This window comes from Herbidospora cretacea (genome assembly GCF_001570605.1).
Classification (GTDB): domain Bacteria; phylum Actinomycetota; class Actinomycetes; order Streptosporangiales; family Streptosporangiaceae; genus Herbidospora; species Herbidospora cretacea.
The window spans coordinates 220,697-239,421 of the sequence record NZ_BBXG01000008.1 but is presented as its reverse complement, the minus strand read 5'-3'; the positions used below and the strand labels follow the sequence as shown (position 1 = coordinate 239,421).

The following is an 18,725-nucleotide window of genomic DNA, read 5'->3' as shown; positions in this document are numbered from 1 at the left end:
ATGGCGGTTCCCATCTGGGTCAACGGCGACCTCATCGCCCCGGAGAAGGCGGTCGTCTCCGTCTTCGACCACGGGCTCATGGTCGGCGACGGCGTCTTCGAGACGATCAAGGTGATGAACGGTGAGGTCTTCGCCCTCACCCGCCACCTCGACCGCCTCGCCCTGTCGGCCAAGCGCATGGACCTCCCCGAGCCCGACACCGCCGCCATCGCCGACGGTGTCCGCGCGACGGTCGCCGCCGCGCCGCAGTGGCCGCTGGGGCGCATCCGCATCACGTACACGAGCGGTCCGGGCCCGCTGGGCAGCGACCGGGGCTCCGACGGCACCAACACGATCATCATCGTCGGCGAGCAGAAGCCCTTCCCGGTCACCGCCGACGTCGTCGTGGTCCCCTGGCCCCGCAACGAGCGCGGCGCCCTCTCGGGCGTCAAGTCGACTTCCTACGGCGACAACGCCAAGGCCCTGGCCTACGCCAAGGAGCGCGGCGGCGGCGAGGCCATCTTCGAGAACCTGGCCGGCAACCTCTGCGAGGGCACCGGCAGCAACATCTTCATCGTCAGCGGGGGCCGCCTGATCACCCCGACCCTGTCGTCGGGCTGCCTCGCGGGCGTCACCCGGGCCCTGGCCCTGGAGTGGTACCCCGACGCGGTCGAGGAGGACGTCCCCCTCGCGGCCCTCTACGACGCCGAAGAGGCCTTCCTGACCTCGACGACCCGCGACATCCAGCCGATCGGCCTCGTCGACGGCAAGGCGCTCCCGGTGGGCCCCGGCCCGGTGACGAAGGCGGCGATGGCCGCCTTCGCGGCCCGTTCGGCCGACGACCTCGACCCGTGAGACACGCGTTAGCGGCCATCGCCCTCCTGGCGGTGGCCGCCTGCTCGCCCGGCGGCGACGACCCCCGGCCCGTCGTGGCCGGCTCGGGACCGCCGGTCGTGCTGCCGGGAGCCCCCGGCGAAAGCGGCGCCGTCGCCACCCCCGGCCAGACGCTGGGCACCTACGGCACGGACGTCTCCGCCGCCGACGTGCGCTTCGCAGAGGGCATGATCGGCCACCACCGGCAGGCGCTGGAGATGACCGGCCTGGCCCCCGACCGCGCCGCCGACGAGCAGGTCAAGGCCCTGGCCAGACGCATCGAGGCCGCCCAGCGGCCCGAGATCGGCGTGCTGACCGGCTGGCTGACCCGGCTGGGCCGCGAAGTCCCGGCCGGTCACGCCCACCTGACCGGCTACGGCATGGCCTCCCTGGCCGAGATGAACGACTTGCGGGGCGCACGCGGCGAGGCGTTCGACCGGCTGTTCCTGAAGCTGATGATCCGCCACCACGAGGGCGCTCTGAGCATGGCCGGAGGCGAACTCAGAGACGGCCGCGACCGGCTCATGACGACCCTGGCCATGGACATCGTCACGGGCCAGCAGATCGAGATCGGCCGGATGCGATCGATCCAGGCGAGCTGAATCGACTCAATGCTGAGGTTCTTCAGCGCCCGTCCGCAACAGCGGCGGCACCAGCAAGGTCGCGCTTCCGCGCGTGTAGAGCGCGGCCGGACGGCCGACGTCGGGGAAACGCCGTCCGCCCGTCGGCTCGATGAAACCCGCCGTCTTGGTCACTTTGCGGCGGAAATTGCTCGGGTCGAGCCGCTGTCCCCAGACCGCCTCGTAGACATGGCGCAGATCGGCGACCGTGAACGGTTCCCGGCAGAAGACCGCCGCCGCCGTCGTGTGTTCGAGCCGCACTCGCGCGGCTTCCAGGCAGTCACGCAGGATCTCGTTGTGGTCGAAGGCCAACTCGGTGGCGAGCGCCTCCTCGACGAGTACCCAGCGCGCCTCGGCCGCGTCGGTGCCCGCGACCGGTAGCGGCAGTTCGGGGCTGAGCGCCAGGTAGGCGACAGTGATCACGCGGCCACGCGGATCACGGTCCGGCTTGCTGTAGGCGCGCAGCTGCTCCAGGACGACCTCGCCCTCGTGGAGGCCGGTCTCCTCGGCCATCTCGCGGTACGCCGCCTGGTCGAGGGTCTCGCCATCCCGTACGAAGCCACCAGGCAGAGCAGGTTGTCCCAGGTAGGGCGGGTTGCCCCGATCGATCAGCAAGACGTGGAGCTCACCTGTGCGAACGGTGAGGATCACCAGGTCAGCGGTCACCTGGACGTGGGAACGGGGCGGACGGACCGTGCTCATCGCCACACTTTACCGATAAAGGTCACCTTGACCCGAAATAGCCTCTCATTTATGGTCGAACTGACCTAAAGGAGGTCGTCATGCGCACCCTCCGTCCGGACACCGCCACCCGTCACCTTTGTGCGGGGGTTTACCTGGACCGGAATTTCCGCACCCAGGTACTGCACCAGGTGCACAACGACACCCGGCACATGATCGCCCCGTCCTACGGGTTCGACCTCGTTCCGGTCGTCCGGCATGCCTGGCGCGCTTGGCGACTCGAACACGTCCAGCACACGGCGGTTCTACTGATCGTCGTCACGGGCTGGGCGGTGAACCCGCCCGCGCTGATCGGGGCGGGGTGCGCGATCGGGATGGTGGCGTTCGCCCGGCTTGCCTTGGTGAACGGCGGCGCGCTGGTCCGGGAGCAGGCCAAAGCCAGGGCCGACGAGTTCCTCCATCGCGTTCGCTGGCGCAGTGAGACAGACGCCTTGCGGGAGCACAAGCGGCTCATCCGGGTCGGACTCACCGGCCTCATCGTGCTGATGCTCCTCCCGTTCGTGGTGAGCGCGCTGCACGGTACGCCCGCCGGGCACATGCTGCGGCTGGCCGCGCTGCTGACCCTGCTGCTGGCGACCGTGGTCGTCATACGGGCGACCTCGGTACGGATCTATCTGGGCGCACTGCAGTCGGCCGACAGACTCGACGGGCGGATGTCGGCGCGACTGGCCGACATCGCGCGTCAGGAGAAGCACCCCGTGGTCGTCTACACCCGCGCGGCTCCCCCGTCGAAGAAGCAGTCGCGGCGCGGCCGGACCACACCGTCGCTGGAAGAGGAGGAGAAACCCGAGCCGCTCCTGGAGCAAGGGGTGAGCCCGTTCGTCGGCGCGGGCTTCCTGGTCCATCGATGGCTGCCTCCCGTCGTCATCCAGCTGAAGGACAAGGTCACCAAGCTGGACCTCGACTCCCCCCGCTTCGAGCCGCACGAGCTGGTGGGGGAGTTGCGACGTTCGATCGTCCTCGTAGGCGACCCCAGGGGTTCCGAGGCGCTGCCCGGATTCCGGGTCGCCGACCGTCTGTTCGTCGCCGAAGAGGACATCACAGAGCCTCGACCCTGGTTGTCACAGGCGCCCGATCCCACCGAGATCGACGACGTCATCGACCGTCCTTACGGGCTGCGGCACCACTTCCTGGAGATCACCACATCCGCCACCGGCGAGGTCGTGACCACGGTCTTCCTGCGCGTCACGGTCAAGGGCGGCACACTCAGCATCGACTTCGCCGCCTGTGCGCTCACTCGTACACCGACTGAGTTGCATCTCTCCGATCGGCACGGTGCGATGCGGCCGGGCGAGGTGGTCCGAACCGTACTCCTGGCTCTGGCCGACCTGCCGCGGGAGATCGCGAGCGTGGTGCGCCTGGGCTCAGGCATCAAGACGGCGACGGGGGCGCTTCGGGCGATCAGACATGCCCGGGACGGAAGGCCGGCCACCACCGGACCGAGGTTGAGTGTGCGGGAGAACCGCTCCACCCCTTGGAAGCGGGCCGAACTGGACAAGGTGCTGGTCCTCGACCACATGAAGGTCATCGAGTTGCACCTGTTCAAGACCATCGAAGTCTTCCTGGACGACAGGAAGATCGACATCGAGGACCTCACTGAGCGCGCGGCCTCGATCATCAACGCCGGAGTGCTCAACATGGGCGGCCGGGTCGAGATCAACGATTCCGCCGTGGGACCCAACTCGCAGTACCGCAACGACGTCAGGGACGACGGCAGACCCGGAGAGGGAGCTCACGAATGAACAGCGGCATCGTCAGCCATGGGGGCACTGTGAACGTGAATCACAGTGCCGTCGGCCCCAACGCCACCTACCACGCGAGCGGCTGGTCGTCTCGCCCGGAGCGGCTCGCCGACCTCGGTGTCATCACCATGAAGCCGCTGGAGACGCAGGCCGTACGCGACCGGCTCGGCTTGGTGCCGCGGCGATCGGGGACACTGCGCTTCCATGAGGGCACGGTCGAAGGCACTCGCGTCGCGGCGCTGCAGACCCTCGCCCAGGGCAACCGGTCGGTCATCATGGCGTGCCAGAACCTGCAGCGGATGTTCAACCCGCCGGTGATCGCCCTCACGGGCATCGCCGGGGGGATCCATAAGGACGTCGAGATCGGCGACGTCGTCATCGCGACCAGCGTCGTCTACTACGACCTGCGCAAGAAGACCGCAAGCGGGACCAGGCACAGGTCGGACGAGAAGCCTTCGTCGGCGCACGTCGTCAACGCCGTCAACGATTTCTTCGTCGACAAGGGCGAACCCGCCGTGGTCTCCGGGTTCCGCGTGCACCAGAGCCCGATCGGTTCCGGAGAAGCGGTGATCGCCGTGGAGGAGTCGGAGATCGTCCGGCACCTGCAGGCGTACAACGACAAGATCCTCGCCGTGGACATGGAGGCGGGTGGGTTCACCCAGGCCTTCTACGAACAGGCCGGCGACAACACTGCCCAGGGGTGGGTGGTCGTCAGGGGTATCTCCGACCGTGCGGGTCCTGATCGCCACTACGGTGAACACGAACGGGCGGCCACCCACGCGGCCCTCACCCTGAGGGAACTGCTGCCCTACCTGGTGATCAACGCCCCCGGATGAGCAGCCGCAGTTCCCGCCACGGCTGCTTCCGGGCGAACTCCGTCCGGTCGTTGACGTGGGGGAACGGCACGTCCGGGATCGGCACGCCGAGGAACCGGCACAGCGGCTCCCAGCCCTGGCGGCACTCGAAGACCAGCAGCCGTTCGGCCGGGATCGTCGCCCGGACCTCCTCGTTGTGGCGGCGGAAGACCTCGATGCAGTGGTCCCGGTCGTCCAGGCGGCCGTCGAAGACCCGCGCGGCCACGGTCGTCCAGGCCATCAGGGGGAACTGCGCGTAGTCGGGCACCCGCTTGAGGACCAGGCGGTGCACCAGCCGCCGCCAGAGCTGCCGCGGCTCGATCTGGTGGTGGAAGATCGTCTGCTGGGCGCTCTCGTACCAGGCGTCCGGGTCTCGTACGGTCAGGATGACCTTGGCGGCGGGGTAGTGGCCGGTCAGCTCCCGCCAGTAGGAGACGGCGGGGAAGTCGACCGCCGACCGGAAGCCCCGGAAGATCGCGTCCCAGTCGGCGGTCCTGCCGTCGCCGACGTCGAGCCACTGCCTGACGCGGCGCGGATGTTCGACGATGTCGGCCATGTGGTAGCACGGCCCGAATCCCAGCAGCTCGAGAGCGGCTTTGAGGGACAGGGTGCCGGTCCGCCCGAACCCGGCGCCGATGACGTCCACGACCACCATGATCATCGATCACGGGCGGGTCACCGGGCAGACACGCCGGGTCAGGCGCGGGCCTTGTGCCGGTAGTAGGTCTGCGCGGCGTCCGCCATCGACGACATGATCCAGTAGTTGATGCCGCCGCCGACCACCGCGCCGACGATCGGGATCCAGCCGCCGACGTGCTTGGCCCCCATCTGCGCCGCCACCTTCGCCCCAAGGTTCGGCGCGACCGTCTGCATCGCCTGGGCCGCCAGCTTGCCGGTCACCTTCGAGACGGCCTTGCCCGCGCCCTTCCCGCCGACCTTGCTCACCAGCGCGCCCGCCGTGGCCCCCGCCGACTTGCTGACGATCTGCACCGCCACCGCGTTGGCGAACCCCGTCGCGCCCATGTGCTGGACGCCGAGCGCCACCATCCCCGCCCCGGTCAGGATGGCCGCGCTGCCGAGCGCGAGCACCTCCCCGAGGTCGGACTCGGAGATCGCGTGCGACCATAACGCCAGCACGTTCGCCAGGTCGGTGCGCGCGTCGACCGGCACCCCCATCTTGTAGCCGATGCCCCACGTCATGATCGCCATCTTGTGCATGATCACCGAGAAGTCGGCGGTCATGACCATCACGTGGTGGTGCCCCGGGATCAGCATCGATCCGGCCCCGACCGACACCGTCTGCGCGATCTGCGACTTACGCCAGGAGTCGACCGACGAATAACGCTCGGCGCCCCGCTCGGCCATGTCCGGGCTCACGCCCAGCTTCTCGAACGCGACGATGAAACCGTTACCCACCTTCATGGCCATCTCGGACATCGAAACCCCCTCCGTACCTGGACGATTGTCACGAGTCTCGGAGGTTGTTCCGCTGTTGGCGAGTGCCCGGAATTCATTCAGGGCCGAAACGACGCTGCTTCCCGTCCCGACGGACAGTCATCACCTCTGTAGTGGAATCAACTCACCATATAGAGCTGACTTAAGCGATCCAGCAGGCGTCGTGGCGATGGCGGGGGTCGGTGAACTCGATCTCGGCCCCGATGTCGGCTCTGAGGAACTGGAGAGCCGTTCGTGCCGTCACCCGGTCGGCCGCGCGCCGGCGCCGGTGGGATTCGGCGGCCCAGCGCGCGATGGACGGATCGCCGTAGACGCGCGCGTAGAGCCGTACACGAACGACGCGGGTCACCCTCGACGGCGTCGCGGAGTTCGCGTACCGGAGCGCGAAGATCCAGTGGGTGGATGGCGTCCGGCGGTGTTTCGGCGGGACGTGGTGGATGGTGCGGGACATGCGCGGCCTCTCGGCCCCGCCAGTCTTTCTGGCGTGGACCTAACAGTCCGCGCCGGTGAAACGGCCGCTCATGGTTTCAGAACTTTCGCTGGCTCTGGGCGTTGAGTTCGGGCATCTTCACATTCTTGGCCGGGTCGGTCAGGGGATCGTTGATCTCCAGGATGTCCAGGCCCTTGGTGATGTCGCTGGAGTAGATGAATCCGTTGTAGTAATACGCCGACCACGATCCGCCCAGTTCGAGCCCCGCCCGCAGCGGCCCCCGCTCGAAATAGCCGATCTCCTTGGGCTTGTCGGAGTCGGTGAAGTCCCACACCGAGACGCCGCCCTGATACCAGCCCTGGACCATGATGTCCCGGCCCTCGACCGGAATCAGCGATCCGTTGTGCGCGACGCAATTCTCCGTCGATGTCTGCTCACGCGGAATCTTGAAATAGCCGCGCCGCTGGAGGGTGTTCTCCGCCGTCAGGTCGTAAACGGCGTTCGCGCCCTCCTGCGCCCCGGCGCTGCGGTCGCAGGTCGCCGCGGTGCCGCCGCCGAGTTCGTCGCTGAACACCAGTTTCGTGCCGTCGTTGTTGAAAGTGGCCGAGTGCCAGACGGCGAAATTCGGGTCCTGGACGACCTGGAGCACCTTCGGCAGCAGAGGATTGGTGATGTCCATCAGAACGCCGTCGCCGAAACAGGCGCCCGCGGCGAGGTTCTTCTCCGCGTAGACCGTCACGTCGTGGCAGCCACGGGGATCGGTGTACTCGGCCTCCTCGTCGAGCGGCCGCTCCCCGAAGACCGGCGGCCTGGCCGCCACCCGGGCCCGCTCCGGGGCGTCCACGGGGACCTCGATGATGTCCATGGCGGCGTGCGGGGGAGGGCAGGTCTCCGAGTCGGGGATCGGGCCCGAGGAGGCGACGTAGACGTACACGGTCTTCTCGCCCGGAAGCACCGCATGGGTGTGGGATCCGCATTCCGTACGAACAGAGGTCAGATACCTCGGCCGCGCCTTGTCCGAGACGTCGAAGATCCGCACGCCCTCCCACGACTGGGCGCTGCCCTCCTCGCCCGCCTTCGCTTCGCAGGACGGGCCGTCCCGGGGGAAGTCGACCGACAGGAAGAGCAGATCCCCGGTCACCGAGATGTCGTTCTGGCCGCCCTCGCATACCGTACGAGAAACCACAGAGGGCTTTTCCGGGTCGGAGATGTCGACGACCGTGAATCCGGCGTAATTTCCGACGAATGCGTAGTCGCCCTGAAAGGCGAGATCGGTTCCCCAGTCGGAAGGGCCGCCGAAAGGCGCCTCAAGCGGGACGTTGGCGACGACCCTGATGTTCTCGCTGTGGTCGACCGCGTCGACCGCCAGCTTCGCCGCCGCCGAACTCACCGCCGCCTGCGGGGACGCCTGGGGAGGGGTGTCGCCGCCAGTTGAACACCCGGCGAGCAGGAGGGCCACCGCCAGGACGCCGAAGATCCGCCTCATGGGGGAACGCTATGGCACGAATGGCCCGGCTACGTGGGGAATGCGTAACGGTTTCACGAGCTCCAGAGCATGTTGGTCAGCTCTTCGTCGAGATCCATGAAGTCGACCTCACGCCCGGCCGGCACCAGCTCGTAGGTCCGGTGGAGGAACTCGGTCAGCGGCGCCAGCGGCACCTCGAACAGCGCCTGCCCGAAAGGAGAGGTCAGGCTGATGTGCAGCGTGCGCTCCCCGTCGGACCGGGCCGGCCACACCTGGACGTCGCCGTCGCCCACCCGCCGGACGATCCCCACGGTCAGCAGCTCGCGCGCGAAGATCCACTCGACCGGCTCGTCGTTCCCGACGTGGAAGGCCATGCGGATGGCGTAAGGATCTTCGGCCGTGTAGCTCAACCCCGCCAGCAGCGGGACGGTCGTGCGGTCTGGGACGACAAGCCGAAGGCCCAGCTCGGCAGAGACGGTGGTGCTGTTCATCGTCAGCCAAACCTTTTCGTCGTCGGGACCCCCTGCGGGGCTTTCACTGCTCAGACGGACCACGTCCCGAGCTATGACGCGGAACGAAGAAACCTTGCAGGGAAGATTCCGCTGTCAGGCCGTTCTGTAACACACAGCGCAGCCGAACATTTAGGCATCTACCTGCGCAAACACCATAGACGACCCGGTGTTTGCGATGGTTTTGCGTGTCCTCCGAGACGTGGATGGGCTTCAGGTGGTGCTTATTGGTCGAGTGTGGAGCATCACGATGCTATGCCAACAGACCGCCACGCCGCCCGTTCCTGGAGAACCTTTCGATGACGATGCGGGGACGGACCCGAGACACTGCGGGTGCTCCAGGGGTGCGACGTACTCGTCGCTTCGCGTGGAGGGGGTCGAGTGGGGTATGGTTCTTGCTGTCGGACCCCGCAGGGGGAACGGCCATCCCGGGCGATTAGCTCAGCGGGAGAGCGCTTCGTTCACACCGAAGAGGTCACTGGTTCGATCCCAGTATCGCCCACTCTTGAGATGGGAGACCTGTGGTCAGCGGCTTTGCCGCTTTCCGCGGGTCTCCTTCGTCGTTTACCCGGGGGGACGACCCCCCGAACCCCCCGATGCGAAGGGGCTGGCGCCCCCTCGCGCTCCCCTGGCCGCTTCGCGGCCCTGCGTCGCTTCGCTCCGGGGCGCTTTCGCTTCTGGCGAAGGGCTCCGCCCCTCGCGCTTCCTGGAGCCTCGCTGGCGCTCGAGAAGCTCATCGGTTCGCGTGAACGCGTCGGATTCGGCGGGAAGGGCTGCTGGGCTGAGGCAGGGTGCCATGCGATGAATCGAGCTTGCCCCGATGCCGGCCCAGCTCGTTGCTGTCGGCATGAGCTTGCGTCAGGGCCTCGGCGGGCGTCACGTGAGGCGGTTGGTCTGGTAGGCCCATAGGGCCAGTTCTACGCGGTTGCGGGCTCCCAGCTTGGTCATGAGGCCGGTGAGGTGGAACTTGACCGTGCTCATGCTGATGTGGAGGTCTCGCGCTATCTCGGCGTTCGTCCTGCCTCGCGCTACCTCGGTCAGTACGTCCTCCTCCCGGTCGGTCAGGGGCTGGAGCGGCTGGGGCGGTGTCGCGCTCGGGCCGCTCGTGGCGAAGGTGGCGAGTAGCCGGCCGGTGACGGCGGGGTCGATGAGCGCGTCGCCCTGTACGGCGGCGTGGAGCGCCTGGACCAGCTGGTCCGGGTCGGCGCCCTTGAGGAGGAAGCCGCGGGCGCCTGCTTTGAGGGCTCCGTAGATGTATTCGTCGGTGTCGAAGGTGGTGATCACCACTACGGCGATCGGGTGGGGGACGTCTGGGCCGGCCAGCAGTCGGGTGGCCTCGATGCCGTCCAGGACGGGCATGCGGATGTCGAACAGGCACACGTCCGGCCGCAGGCGCCGGGCGAGGGCCACGGCTGTGCGGCCGTCGGCCGCTTGGCCGACGACCTCGATGCCGGGGTGGCCGTTCAGGATCGTCGACAGGCCCGCTCGGACGATGCCCTGGTCGTCGGCGACGAGGACGCGGATGGTCACGTGGCCGCGCCTTGGCGGGGGAGGACGGCGCGGACTTCCCAGCCGCGGTCCGGGTTCGGGCCGGCGGTGAGGGTGCCGCCCAGGAGAGTGATGCGTTCGGTCATGCCGACCAGGCCGAATCCGGGCGGGCCGGCGGCCGCTGTGCGGGTGCCGTCGTCGCTGATGGTCAGGCGGACGTCGGTGGCGCCGGCCGTGAGCTCGACTCTGACCCGGGTCGCCTGGTGGGCGTGGCGCTGGGCGTTGGTGATCGATTCCTGTGTCACGCGGTAGAGGGCGCCCTCGACGGCCGGCGGGAGGTTCGTCAGGTCGCCGTGCAGTTCGACGTCGACGGGAAGGCCCTCGGCGAGGCCCTGGATATCCGCGATCCGGCGTGGGGGGACCAGGGGTGGGTGCCGGCGGGGGTCGCGTAACGCGCTGACGATCGTGCGCATCTCGGCGAGTGTCCCGGCCGCCTCGCGGTCGATGATCTCCAGGGCTTCCGTCGCTCCGCTCAGCGACGAGGACCTGGCCAGGAACAGGCCTGCCTGGGCCTGGATCGCGATCGCGGAGACGTGGTGGGCGACGGTGTCGTGCAGCTCCCGGGCCAGGTGTTCGCGTTCCTGGAGTTTGGCCTGCACGATCAGTTGTTCGCGGGCGATGGCGCGGTAGCGGACGGAGGCCCCCAGGGCGGCGGCGAAGAGCAACATGCCGGTTGCGGCGATCGTCTCGGCGAAACCGGGGAAGTCGACGCTGACGATGGCGGCCACGGCCACCGCCATGACCGCCGTTCCGACGGCCACGTCCCGGCCCGCGCCCCAGCGCGAAAGCGAGTAGGCCAGCACGAACACCACCCATCCGCTGTGCAGGACCACCGGTTCGGTCCCCACGGCGAACGTGGCGACGTCGAGGACGGCGAACCCGCCGAAGGCGAACACCACGGCGGGCAGCGGGTGGATCCGGCGGACCAGCACAGCCAGCGCCAGCCCGCATCCGAACGCGACGGCCACCGGTCGCCAGGTCAGGTCGCGGAAGGCCGCCTCGTACCCGAGCACGGGCAGCACCAGAGCGGCGAGGGCCAGGTCGCGCCAGGTGCAGGGCGACAGGCGCCGCACTGCGGCCCGCAACGTCGTCGCGGCGTTCGACACGACTTCCACAGTAGCGATCGGGTCTGCCCCGGCGGACCCGCCACCTGGCCGGCCACTGCCTGGCCGATCAGCCAGGGAGGCATCGGCCTCCGGGCTCGGGCGCCCGTTCGCCGGTGCGGCTGACACTGGCACCGGTCACCGCTACGCGCCACGAGGAGTCGATCCGTGAACAGAGACCAGGCAGGCGAACTTCTCGACAACAAGATCGACGTCAAGGTGGTGCTCTGTGGCCTGTGGGTCGCCACGCTGTTCGTGTTCGCCTACGTCGACATCTTCGGCTTCTACCGCGCCGATGTGATCAAAGGAGTGCTCGCCGGGGAGGTGTCCGGCACCGGGTTCGCGGTCGACCAGAGGTTCCTCGTGCTCACGACGATGTACATCGTGGTCGCGGCGTTGATGCCCGTCGTCTCGTTGCTCGCCCGGGCACGGGTCAATCGGATCGCGAACATCGTGGTCAGCCTGTTCTACGCGGTGACCGCGGCGACGTCCCTCATCGGTGAGAGCTGGGTCTACTACGTCGCCGGGACCCTGATCGAGACAGTGCTTCTGCTGGTCATCACGCGGGTCGCCTGGACGTGGCCGACGGCACGCAGATCGACTTCTCTCCCGGCGGGCGCGTCCTGATCCGTCGATCTGGTGCGGCCGGCCTGCCTAGGAAGGCGCGGTCGGGCCGAAGTGGATGTGGGAGGCCCAGATCAGGGGCAGGCGGTAGCGGGCGCGGATGTGCCTCGTCGCGTGGTGGGCGGCGGTCGCCAGGCGATCGGCCCGGCCGTCGAGGTCGGCGTAGACGGCTGTGGCGAACGCGTAGGCGGCCTCGTCGTCGACCGGCCAGAGCGTGCCGATGACATGGCGGAATCCGGCTACCTGGAAGGCCGACGCCAGGTGGAGCGACTCGTCGGCCAGGCTCAGGTCGCCATGGGCGGTGGAGCAGGCCGACAGGTAGGCGACGTCGGCGTCGATGTCCATGCCGATGATCTCGGCGGCGGAAAGGTCGCCGTCGGCGAGGACCAGGGCGCTGCGGCCCGGGTCGGCGGGGTGGACCTTGCCGTGGCAGGCGAAATGCGCCCATCCGATCTCCGGCAGCGCGCGCCGGACCGCCGCGAGGCGGGCGTCCGGGCCGATGAGGGGGGCGACTGCCTTCAGCGTCGCCGCGACCATGCGGGCCTCGTCCGGCGCGTTCGGCAGGACGGTCTCGTCCTCTCCCACGATCAGGGCCCGGCGCGGGCCCTCACGCGGGTCGAGTTGCGCACGACGCAGGGAACGGATCGTCGTCGTGTAGGAGGAGATGACGCGGTCCAGGACGTGGGAGCCGTCGGCCAGCCGGGCGGCGTGCAGCGGAAGGAACGCCAGGGGTCCGGTGGGCATCCACTGCACCTGGGGCCAGGGACCGTCCGCCGGTGGCGGGCCGGTGTGCCCGAGCGCCGTCAGGACGGGGCCGGCGACGCGTTCGCCCAGAAGGGTCAGCAGCCGGTCGAGGGTCGTGCAGGCGCGTTCCACGTCGCCTTGGCCTCTCGCCCGTTCGAACTCCCGGAGCGAATGGGCGAGCTCGCCGGCTCCGAGGGGCGGCAACGGGACCGCGCGGACCTTCCCCGAGGCGTCGAGGACGAGCGCGTCACAGCGCAGGGCGCTGAGGTTGACGGCGACCAGGGGCCCGTTGCGCGCCGCCGAGGTGAGGTCGGTCGCCGAGGGGAGGGACAGGAAGTCCTCGAATCCGGCCTGTTCGCGGATCTCCGCGAGCAGTTCTCGCCAACGCCGGTCGGCCTGGTGCCGGCGGTCGCGGATTCTCTGCTCCTGTTCGCCGGATGCTTCCTCTCCGCCGCTGAGCGTGGCGCGGACCTCGTCGAGTTCGTCCGCCAGGCCGGAGTGTCTCTCGCGCAGTTCGGTGAGATCGGAACGGGCGTCGAGTTCCTGCGAGAGCAGGATGCCCCGGCCCTGCTCCAGCAGTTCCAGAGCCCGGTCGGGCGCGCCGTCGTGGAGGGCCGCGGCTGCCGCGTTCTGGGCGAGGCCGGACAGTTCGCGGAGCAGTTCCTGCCGGGTCTCCCGGCTCAGGGACCGTCCGGCGAGGCGGGGCAGCAGCTCGATCGCCGTCGTGAAGTCGGCGACGGATTCCGGCCAGGCCCCTCGGCGGGCCGCCTGCCCCGCCGCGCCGATCGCGGAGCTGAGCCGCAGCGGAAGGGGCGAGCCGTGAGCGACGCTTCCCGCGCGCATGAGCTCCTCGGCCTCGCGACGTGCCGCCGGGTTCGCGCCGCGATCGGCCTGGAGCAGGAGCGCGTTGGCGAGATTGAGGGTGTACCCGGCGGACCGGAGGTCGCCGTCCCGGTCGAGGCTGATCGCCGACCGCAGGCACGCCACCGCCTCCGCGAGGTCGGCGTCGTCGTCGCTCTGGTGGAACCGGGTCATGTACGCGACGGCGAGGTTGGCGCTGCCCTGGGCCCGGACCATCGCGGGCGAGCCGGGAGTGCCGACGCCCAGGCGCAGCGCCGCCATCGCGCTCTCCATGTCCGCGGCCGACCCGGTGTGCTCCGATCGGGTCCGGAGAGCCAGCGCGTGCGTCTGCGCCCACATCGGCAGGCAGGCGTGCCCGGGAGGGGTCAGGCGCACGGAGTTCGCGCCCGCCTCGACGGCCTCGTCGAGATCGGCGGGGTCCGGGACCCGCGCGTGGCGGAACCGCATCCGGACGGCGATCGACAGGGCCGACCAGTACCGGGGCAGTTCGGGATCCCCCTTCGAAGCGACCCGCACGGCCTTCCTCGCGACGTCCACGGCCTCATCGAGGCTCTCCGGGTCTTGGAGGAGCTCGAAACGTGCTTCGAGCGCGAACGAGAGATGGCACCAGTTCAGGCCGTTGTAGGGGGCGTGGTCGCCTGCGCGCCGGCCGTAGGCGATGGCCCGGTCGAGGTCGGCCGGATCGCCGGTCCGCTCGAAACGCACCTGGTGGGCGGAGGCCAGAGAGCCCAGGATGACCCCGTGGTTCAGGTGGCTCTCGTCGGTGAGCTCCAGGGCGCGGCCCGCCGTGCGGATGGCCTCGTCGATCTCCGACGGGGCGCCGCCACTCTGGTAGCCGGCCTTCAGGGCGGTGGCGAGAGAGCCCAGCCGCGAGCCGAAGTCGGGATCGTCCTCGGGGGTGACGGCCACGGCCCCCCGGCCGTAGCGGATGGCTTGTTCGAGGTCTCCCGGAACACCATGGAGGGTGTAACGGCTCATGGCGAGGGAACCGAGAGCCGTCTGGGCTCGCGCGGACTCGGGATCCTGATCGCCGCCGGAGAGTTCCAGCCAGTCGAGGGCCGCCTCGCCCGCTCTGGCGAGCGACGGCACGTGGCCGGTCAGGAGGTAGCGACTGTGCAGCGCGAGTGCCAGGCCGGCGCAGGACTCCTGTTCGGCGGGCAGGCCCCGGGCCAGCTCGCGCTGAAGGACGGACAGGTCCGCGATCCGTTCGGCCATGGCGTCGCCCCGGGCGCGGACATTGCGGTTGAAGACGTCAGCCAGCCCGTCGTGGAGCACGACGACCTGCTCGGCGAGGTCGGGCAGCGCAGAGCCCTCTTGGCGTGCGGACGTGAGCCGGCGCAGCGCGAGACCCAGATCGCTCTCTGCCTCGAAACGACGTGACATCCCCAGATATCGCTGGGTGTGATAGTCGCCGAGGAGCGCGTGGAACCCGGGCGAACCGGGGTCGGCCCCGCGCAGGCGAGGCAGGAGGACGCCCAGTCCCTCGAGCGCCGCGGCGGACCCGGGGTCGGTGGGGACCCCGAGACCACGGGCCCGATGGTCGAGGTCGAGTGCCTCGGCCAGGTCCGCCGGGTCGCCTGTCGCCTCGAACCGTTCGTGCAGGCAGCAGCCGAGCAGGACCGTCCGCCTGAGCTCCTCCATGACGTCGCCGGAGGTCGCGGCCACGGCCTCCCTCAGCAGCACGACGGCCCGGTCCAGGGCGGCGGCGGAGGGCTCGGCGCGGTACCGGGCGAGCTGGATCCGGCCGAGAACGCTCAGGGCGGACGATCCGGGAGGTCCGGCCGCCGGGTGCGTCAGCAGCTGTTCCGCCTCGGCGAGCAGCTCGGCGCGTCCGTGGGCGGTGAACGAGGTGAGGAGCGCCTCGGCCAGGCCGGCGGAGCTCTGCTCCCTCGCGGAGGCGTCCGGCGCTTCGGCGAGGGCCCGGCGGTGCGTGTCCACCACCTCGTCGAGCAGGGCCCGATCACCTTCCCGGACGTAGCGGTCGTGCAGGACCGTGCCGAGAAGTTCCTGGGCCTCGGCGTGGGCCGGGGAACCCGCCGGAAGCTCGTCCAGCGCGGCGCGCACCCGTGCCTCCGCCTCTCCCAGCTCCCGCGGGGCCGAGTTCTTCGCGAAGTAGCCGAGCCCGGCGACCAGCCAGCGGGCCGGGCCTTCCTCCTCCTGGCGCTGGTCAGTGGGGAGGAGGTCCCGCGCGATCTCGATCAGCTCGTGCGCGGTCCGCCGGTCGTCGTCCCGGGCGAGACGCTGCCGCAGGATCAGTGCGAGCAGGAGCTTGTCCTTCTCCGGATCGTCCGTGACCGCCAGGGCGCGCCGGGCGAGGGCCGCGGCGGCGTCCAGTTGCGTCGGCTCGTCGGTCGCGCTTCCCCCGATGAGCAGAAGCCGCGCGCCGGCGAGCAGGGCCGGACCGCTGGCCGGCGTGTCCGGGCCGAGCAGTTCCAGTTCCCGCTCCACGGCCCGGCGGCCCTCGCCGATGACGGTGGGGTCCCGCGAGGTGAGGAAGAGCGACTGGAGCAGATCCACTCGGAGCAGCGTGAGCCGGGTCCGGGACTCCGGATCCGGCGCCGGTCCGGAGAGGAGCGGGTCGGCGCGGCGCACCACCTCCGGGTCCGGCGCGAGCTCGAAGCGGAGTCTCGCCGCACGCCCGATGAGTTCGCGAGCGGCGAACTCGACGGGTGCCGGAAGGAGGCCCGTGAGCACCGACTCGGCCAGACAGGCGTGTGCACGGTCGAACGCCTCGGCGGAGCCCTGGTTCTCGCCGCGCAGGTACCAGCACTGACCCAGATCGAACAGGGCGACGACCCGGGGATGGGAGCCGTCGGGCAATCCCGCCAGCCCGGCTTCGAGCAGGCTCAGGGCCTGGTCGAAGCCGGGGGTGGAGTAGGCCTCGTTCAGGCTCCACAGGCGGGCTCGGCCCGCGATGGCGAGAGCGCGCGACCGGACGGCGGTCAGCGCGCCGGGGAACTCCGGATGCCGGATCAGTTCGTCGAAGGCCGAGATCGCGGCCCGCAGCGGGCCCGGATCACGGGACCCCACGTGCGCCTCCATCCACCGGCACGCGGAGACCCAGCCGGAGCCGATGGCCGCGGGCATGAAGACGTTCAGGTCGGCATCGTCGGTGATCTCGGCGAACGCCTCGTCGATGCCCGCGGCCCGGCATCGTCGCAGCAGTGCGCGGTGATGGAGGGCCAGCAGCGCGATCTGCTCGTTGTCATTGCCTTCGAGGGCGGCGAGCAACTCGTCGTTGTCCTCGCGGAGGAGTTCGGGACGATCGCGCAGGAGCTGTAGCTTCTGCTCGAGACTCGGGGCGAACACGAACCGGCTGAGGAGGGTGGCCTTCTCGTCGGTCATCGCGGTCTCCTGATGGTCAGGGGCCGCGCGAAAGCGGCCAACGTGATCAGGAAGGCGCCCGTGCTCACCGCGATCGTGAGCACGGGCGCGCCGCCGAGGAGGACGGCGAGGAGCCAGACCGCGCTCGCGGCCGATGCGGCGGCGCCGATGGGACGCAGCCACGCCCCACCACGGCGTCCGTCGGGCGCTTCGCGGACCACCGACGAGGCCGCGACGAGCGTCCCGGCCCCGATCAAGGCCGCGACCGCCGGTTTCAGGTCGGCGCGCAGCGGGACGGAGTAGCCGAGCGACTGAATCGCGGTGAGCGTCACCGCGATCGCGGCGACCACCGCGAGCTGCGCGTAGTTGATCTGCTCCTGCCACCACCGGGTGCGCTCCTCCTGCTGGAGGACGAGCCGGCGCACATACAGGTCCAGCAGCGCCCTGACCTCACGGGCGCGCTCCAGCGACGCCTCGAAGTAGGCGCTGTCGTCCTGGAGCCGCTCCCGGAACCAGAGGGACAGCTCGCGATCGCCGCCGAAGGGGGTCAGCGGCTCCGCGGTCGTGAAGTCCCGTCCCAGGAGGGCGGCGAGATTGGCGTGGGCGGCCTCTCCCGCGCGGAGCATCTCCTTGAGCCGGGTGGCGTGGAAGACGGCTCCCGCCTCCTCGACGAGCAGCCGGGTGAGCCGGGCCGAATTCTCCACCAGCACGTCCTCGGCCGGTGACCGGGCGGTCCCCTCGTCGGGAGGGAGATCCGCGATCGCCCGGCGGACGGCGCCGTCAAGCCGGCCGCGCAGGGCCCGGACGGAGGCGCTGTCGTCCCAGACCCGGAGATGACGGCGGAGCAGCGCGATGTTCGACAGGAACCTGGCCAGCGGTGGAAGTGAGGTCCCCTCCGACCAGACCCAGGCGCTGAGCGCCGGTTCGTCGGACTCGGCGGCGAGGACCACGAGCTCGCGTAAGCAGCGCCCATCGGCGCCGTCGCCCACTTCGCAGGCCGCGAAGCCGCCGGAGGTCGTCTGCGCCCGGCCGAGGACCGGCGGCCCGCCGAGATCGGCGACGGCGGCCTCGGCCGAAGCAGGCGTGGGGGGCGCGTCGCCGGGGGCGTAGGCGAGGTAGAGACGGGCCTCTCCGGTCAGTTCGGCGGGCGTCAGATCGCGGATCGTGTCCTGCCAGAGCGTCCGCACGTGCGCCCACGGGCCGTACAGAACGGCCGACAGGCACAGGACGTCGCGATGCCGGCGCAGGATGATCTGCCCGGCCTCGCCCTCGGCGGCTGCGACCGGCCCGCCGTCGCGGGTGTCCTCCCAGGGTCCCGGAGCGTTCGGAGCGTTCGGCAGCACCGGTCTGGTCAGATCGAACCGGTCGCGACAGGCCGCCCATATCGCGAGCATCCCGGCATAGGCGCTTCGCGCGCCTTCGCCGTTCGACGGGAAGAACAGATGGACGACGAGCTCCGGCCGGACGAGGCCGTCACCCATGATCGCCGACAGGGTCGGTGTCCCGGGCGGTCAAGGACGTGATGAGCAGCACCACCCGCTCCCTCACCGGCGGAGGAATCGGCACGGCGCTCCGCGACCGCGTGCCGTCACCCTCCGGCGCGGAGACGGGGACGATCCGGTGGGACATCAACGCGAGCAGGAGCCTTTCCAGGGCCTGATCCTGATCGCCGCTCCGGTCGAGACACCGGCCGACCGCCCCGTCGATGGACTCCCACTGCGCCGCCTCGCACCGCCGCTCGCCGAGCGCCCGCAGACGTCGGACGACCATGGACCTGAGACCATCTGGCTCCCGTTCAGAGCCCTCGACATCCGCCACGCCGGTCACGCTAGCCCCGATCGTTCACTCGCCCG

Annotated in this window: 16 protein-coding genes and 1 tRNA gene; 6 read left to right on the top strand and 11 right to left on the bottom strand. The window is 70.0% G+C overall.

Translation table 11 applies throughout. From position 1 onward, the window contains the following. Positions 1–834, top strand: coding sequence for an aminotransferase class IV (locus AW270_RS17985; RefSeq protein WP_061295531.1), 834 nt, complete (start codon positions 1–3; stop codon positions 832–834). Next, entirely contained in the window at positions 831–1,454 is a 624-nt protein-coding gene (locus AW270_RS17980; protein ID WP_063819240.1) for a DUF305 domain-containing protein, read from the top strand. The genes AW270_RS17985 and AW270_RS17980 overlap by 4 nt, the downstream gene beginning before the upstream one ends. Positions 1,455–1,460: 6 nt before the next feature. Here the strand turns inward: AW270_RS17980 and AW270_RS17975 are convergent, their stop codons facing one another. Beyond that, the gene (locus AW270_RS17975; protein ID WP_439649059.1) at positions 1,461–2,138 is read right to left on the bottom strand and encodes an NUDIX hydrolase; all 678 of its coding nucleotides are present in this window, start codon (positions 2,136–2,138) and stop codon (positions 1,461–1,463) included. A 116-nt stretch (positions 2,139–2,254) separates the two neighbouring features. Here AW270_RS17975 and AW270_RS17970 point away from each other — a divergent pair, with 116 nt between their 5' ends. Both AW270_RS17970 and AW270_RS17965 read left to right on the top strand, forming a co-directional pair. Further along, positions 2,255–3,955 (top strand): AbeC-like domain-containing protein, encoded by a 1,701-nt coding sequence (locus AW270_RS17970; protein ID WP_061295524.1) that lies wholly within the window; start codon positions 2,255–2,257, stop codon positions 3,953–3,955. A gap of 29 nt (positions 3,956–3,984) precedes the next feature. Beyond that, positions 3,985–4,791 carry a 5'-methylthioadenosine/S-adenosylhomocysteine nucleosidase family protein gene (locus AW270_RS17965; RefSeq protein WP_169807329.1) on the top strand — a complete coding sequence of 269 codons (807 nt, stop codon included), beginning with the start codon at positions 3,985–3,987 and terminating at the stop codon, positions 4,789–4,791. Here the strand turns inward: AW270_RS17965 and AW270_RS17960 are convergent. From AW270_RS17960 to AW270_RS17940, 5 genes are all read right to left on the bottom strand, one after another. Continuing rightward, on the bottom strand, positions 4,775–5,464 hold the full coding sequence (locus tag AW270_RS17960) for a sulfotransferase family protein (RefSeq protein ID WP_218009256.1): 690 nt from the start codon (positions 5,462–5,464) through the stop codon (positions 4,775–4,777). The genes AW270_RS17965 and AW270_RS17960 overlap by 17 nt on opposite strands. 41 nt (positions 5,465–5,505) lie before the next feature. Further along, positions 5,506–6,246 (bottom strand): EcsC family protein, encoded by a 741-nt coding sequence (locus tag AW270_RS17955; RefSeq protein ID WP_061295518.1) that lies wholly within the window; start codon positions 6,244–6,246, stop codon positions 5,506–5,508. A 160-nt stretch (positions 6,247–6,406) separates the two neighbouring features. After that, entirely contained in the window at positions 6,407–6,715 is a 309-nt protein-coding gene (locus tag AW270_RS17950; protein WP_061295516.1) for a hypothetical protein, read from the bottom strand. A 76-nt stretch (positions 6,716–6,791) separates the two neighbouring features. Further along, the gene (locus tag AW270_RS17945) at positions 6,792–8,180 is read right to left on the bottom strand and encodes a hypothetical protein (RefSeq protein WP_061295513.1); all 1,389 of its coding nucleotides are present in this window, start codon (positions 8,178–8,180) and stop codon (positions 6,792–6,794) included. A gap of 53 nt (positions 8,181–8,233) precedes the next feature. After that, entirely contained in the window at positions 8,234–8,650 is a 417-nt protein-coding gene (locus AW270_RS17940) for an SsgA family sporulation/cell division regulator (RefSeq protein WP_061295511.1), read from the bottom strand. Positions 8,651–9,098: 448 nt separating this feature from the next. On the opposite strand from AW270_RS17940, the gene AW270_RS17935 reads away from it, so the two are divergent. Continuing rightward, positions 9,099–9,170 (top strand) — tRNA-Val (locus AW270_RS17935). A gap of 374 nt (positions 9,171–9,544) precedes the next feature. Here the strand turns inward: AW270_RS17935 and AW270_RS39590 are convergent. Together AW270_RS39590 and AW270_RS39585 are read right to left on the bottom strand one after the other, a co-directional pair. Then, positions 9,545–10,198, bottom strand: coding sequence for a response regulator (locus tag AW270_RS39590; RefSeq protein WP_061295509.1), 654 nt, complete (start codon positions 10,196–10,198; stop codon positions 9,545–9,547). Beyond that, a complete protein-coding gene (locus AW270_RS39585; protein WP_245674750.1) occupies positions 10,195–11,322 on the bottom strand; it encodes a sensor histidine kinase in 1,128 nt (375 codons plus the stop codon). Before AW270_RS39585 ends, AW270_RS39590 begins: the two co-directional genes overlap by 4 nt. 165 nt (positions 11,323–11,487) lie before the next feature. Here AW270_RS39585 and AW270_RS17920 point away from each other — a divergent pair, with 165 nt between their 5' ends. Beyond that, positions 11,488–11,946, top strand: coding sequence for a DUF6326 family protein (locus AW270_RS17920; protein ID WP_061295507.1), 459 nt, complete (start codon positions 11,488–11,490; stop codon positions 11,944–11,946). 27 nt (positions 11,947–11,973) lie between these two features. Here AW270_RS17920 and AW270_RS17915 read toward each other — a convergent pair whose 3' ends face one another. Genes AW270_RS17915 through AW270_RS17905 form a run of 3 tightly spaced genes read right to left on the bottom strand, consistent with a single transcriptional unit; the run spans position 11,974 to position 18,642 of the window. Beyond that, complete coding sequence (locus AW270_RS17915; protein WP_061295505.1) at positions 11,974–16,893, bottom strand: CHAT domain-containing protein; 4,920 nt, start codon at positions 16,891–16,893, stop codon at positions 11,974–11,976. After that, positions 16,890–18,353, bottom strand: a complete 1,464-nt coding sequence (locus AW270_RS17910; RefSeq protein WP_061295503.1) for a CATRA conflict system CASPASE/TPR repeat-associated protein — start codon at positions 18,351–18,353, stop codon at positions 16,890–16,892. The genes AW270_RS17915 and AW270_RS17910 overlap by 4 nt, the downstream gene beginning before the upstream one ends. Further along, positions 18,346–18,642 carry a CATRA system-associated protein gene (locus tag AW270_RS17905; protein ID WP_157522165.1) on the bottom strand — a complete coding sequence of 99 codons (297 nt, stop codon included), beginning with the start codon at positions 18,640–18,642 and terminating at the stop codon, positions 18,346–18,348. The genes AW270_RS17910 and AW270_RS17905 overlap by 8 nt, the downstream gene beginning before the upstream one ends. Between the last annotated feature and the right edge of the window lie 83 nt (positions 18,643–18,725).

Coding starts and splice junctions, on each gene's coding strand:
- AW270_RS17910 (WP_061295503.1), bottom strand. CDS start 18,353: ATGGGTGACGGCCTCGTCCGGCCGGAGCTCGTCGTCCATCTGTTCTTC.
- AW270_RS17945 (WP_061295513.1), bottom strand. CDS start 8,180: ATGAGGCGGATCTTCGGCGTCCTGGCGGTGGCCCTCCTGCTCGCCGGG.
- AW270_RS17940 (WP_061295511.1), bottom strand. CDS start 8,650: ATGAACAGCACCACCGTCTCTGCCGAGCTGGGCCTTCGGCTTGTCGTC.
- AW270_RS17970 (WP_061295524.1), top strand. CDS start 2,255: ATGCGCACCCTCCGTCCGGACACCGCCACCCGTCACCTTTGTGCGGGG.
- AW270_RS17915 (WP_061295505.1), bottom strand. CDS start 16,893: ATGACCGACGAGAAGGCCACCCTCCTCAGCCGGTTCGTGTTCGCCCCG.
- AW270_RS17985 (WP_061295531.1), top strand. CDS start 1: ATGGCGGTTCCCATCTGGGTCAACGGCGACCTCATCGCCCCGGAGAAG.
- AW270_RS17905 (WP_157522165.1), bottom strand. CDS start 18,642: ATGGTCGTCCGACGTCTGCGGGCGCTCGGCGAGCGGCGGTGCGAGGCG.
- AW270_RS17960 (WP_218009256.1), bottom strand. CDS start 5,464: ATGGTGGTCGTGGACGTCATCGGCGCCGGGTTCGGGCGGACCGGCACC.
- AW270_RS17950 (WP_061295516.1), bottom strand. CDS start 6,715: ATGTCCCGCACCATCCACCACGTCCCGCCGAAACACCGCCGGACGCCA.
- AW270_RS17955 (WP_061295518.1), bottom strand. CDS start 6,246: ATGTCCGAGATGGCCATGAAGGTGGGTAACGGTTTCATCGTCGCGTTC.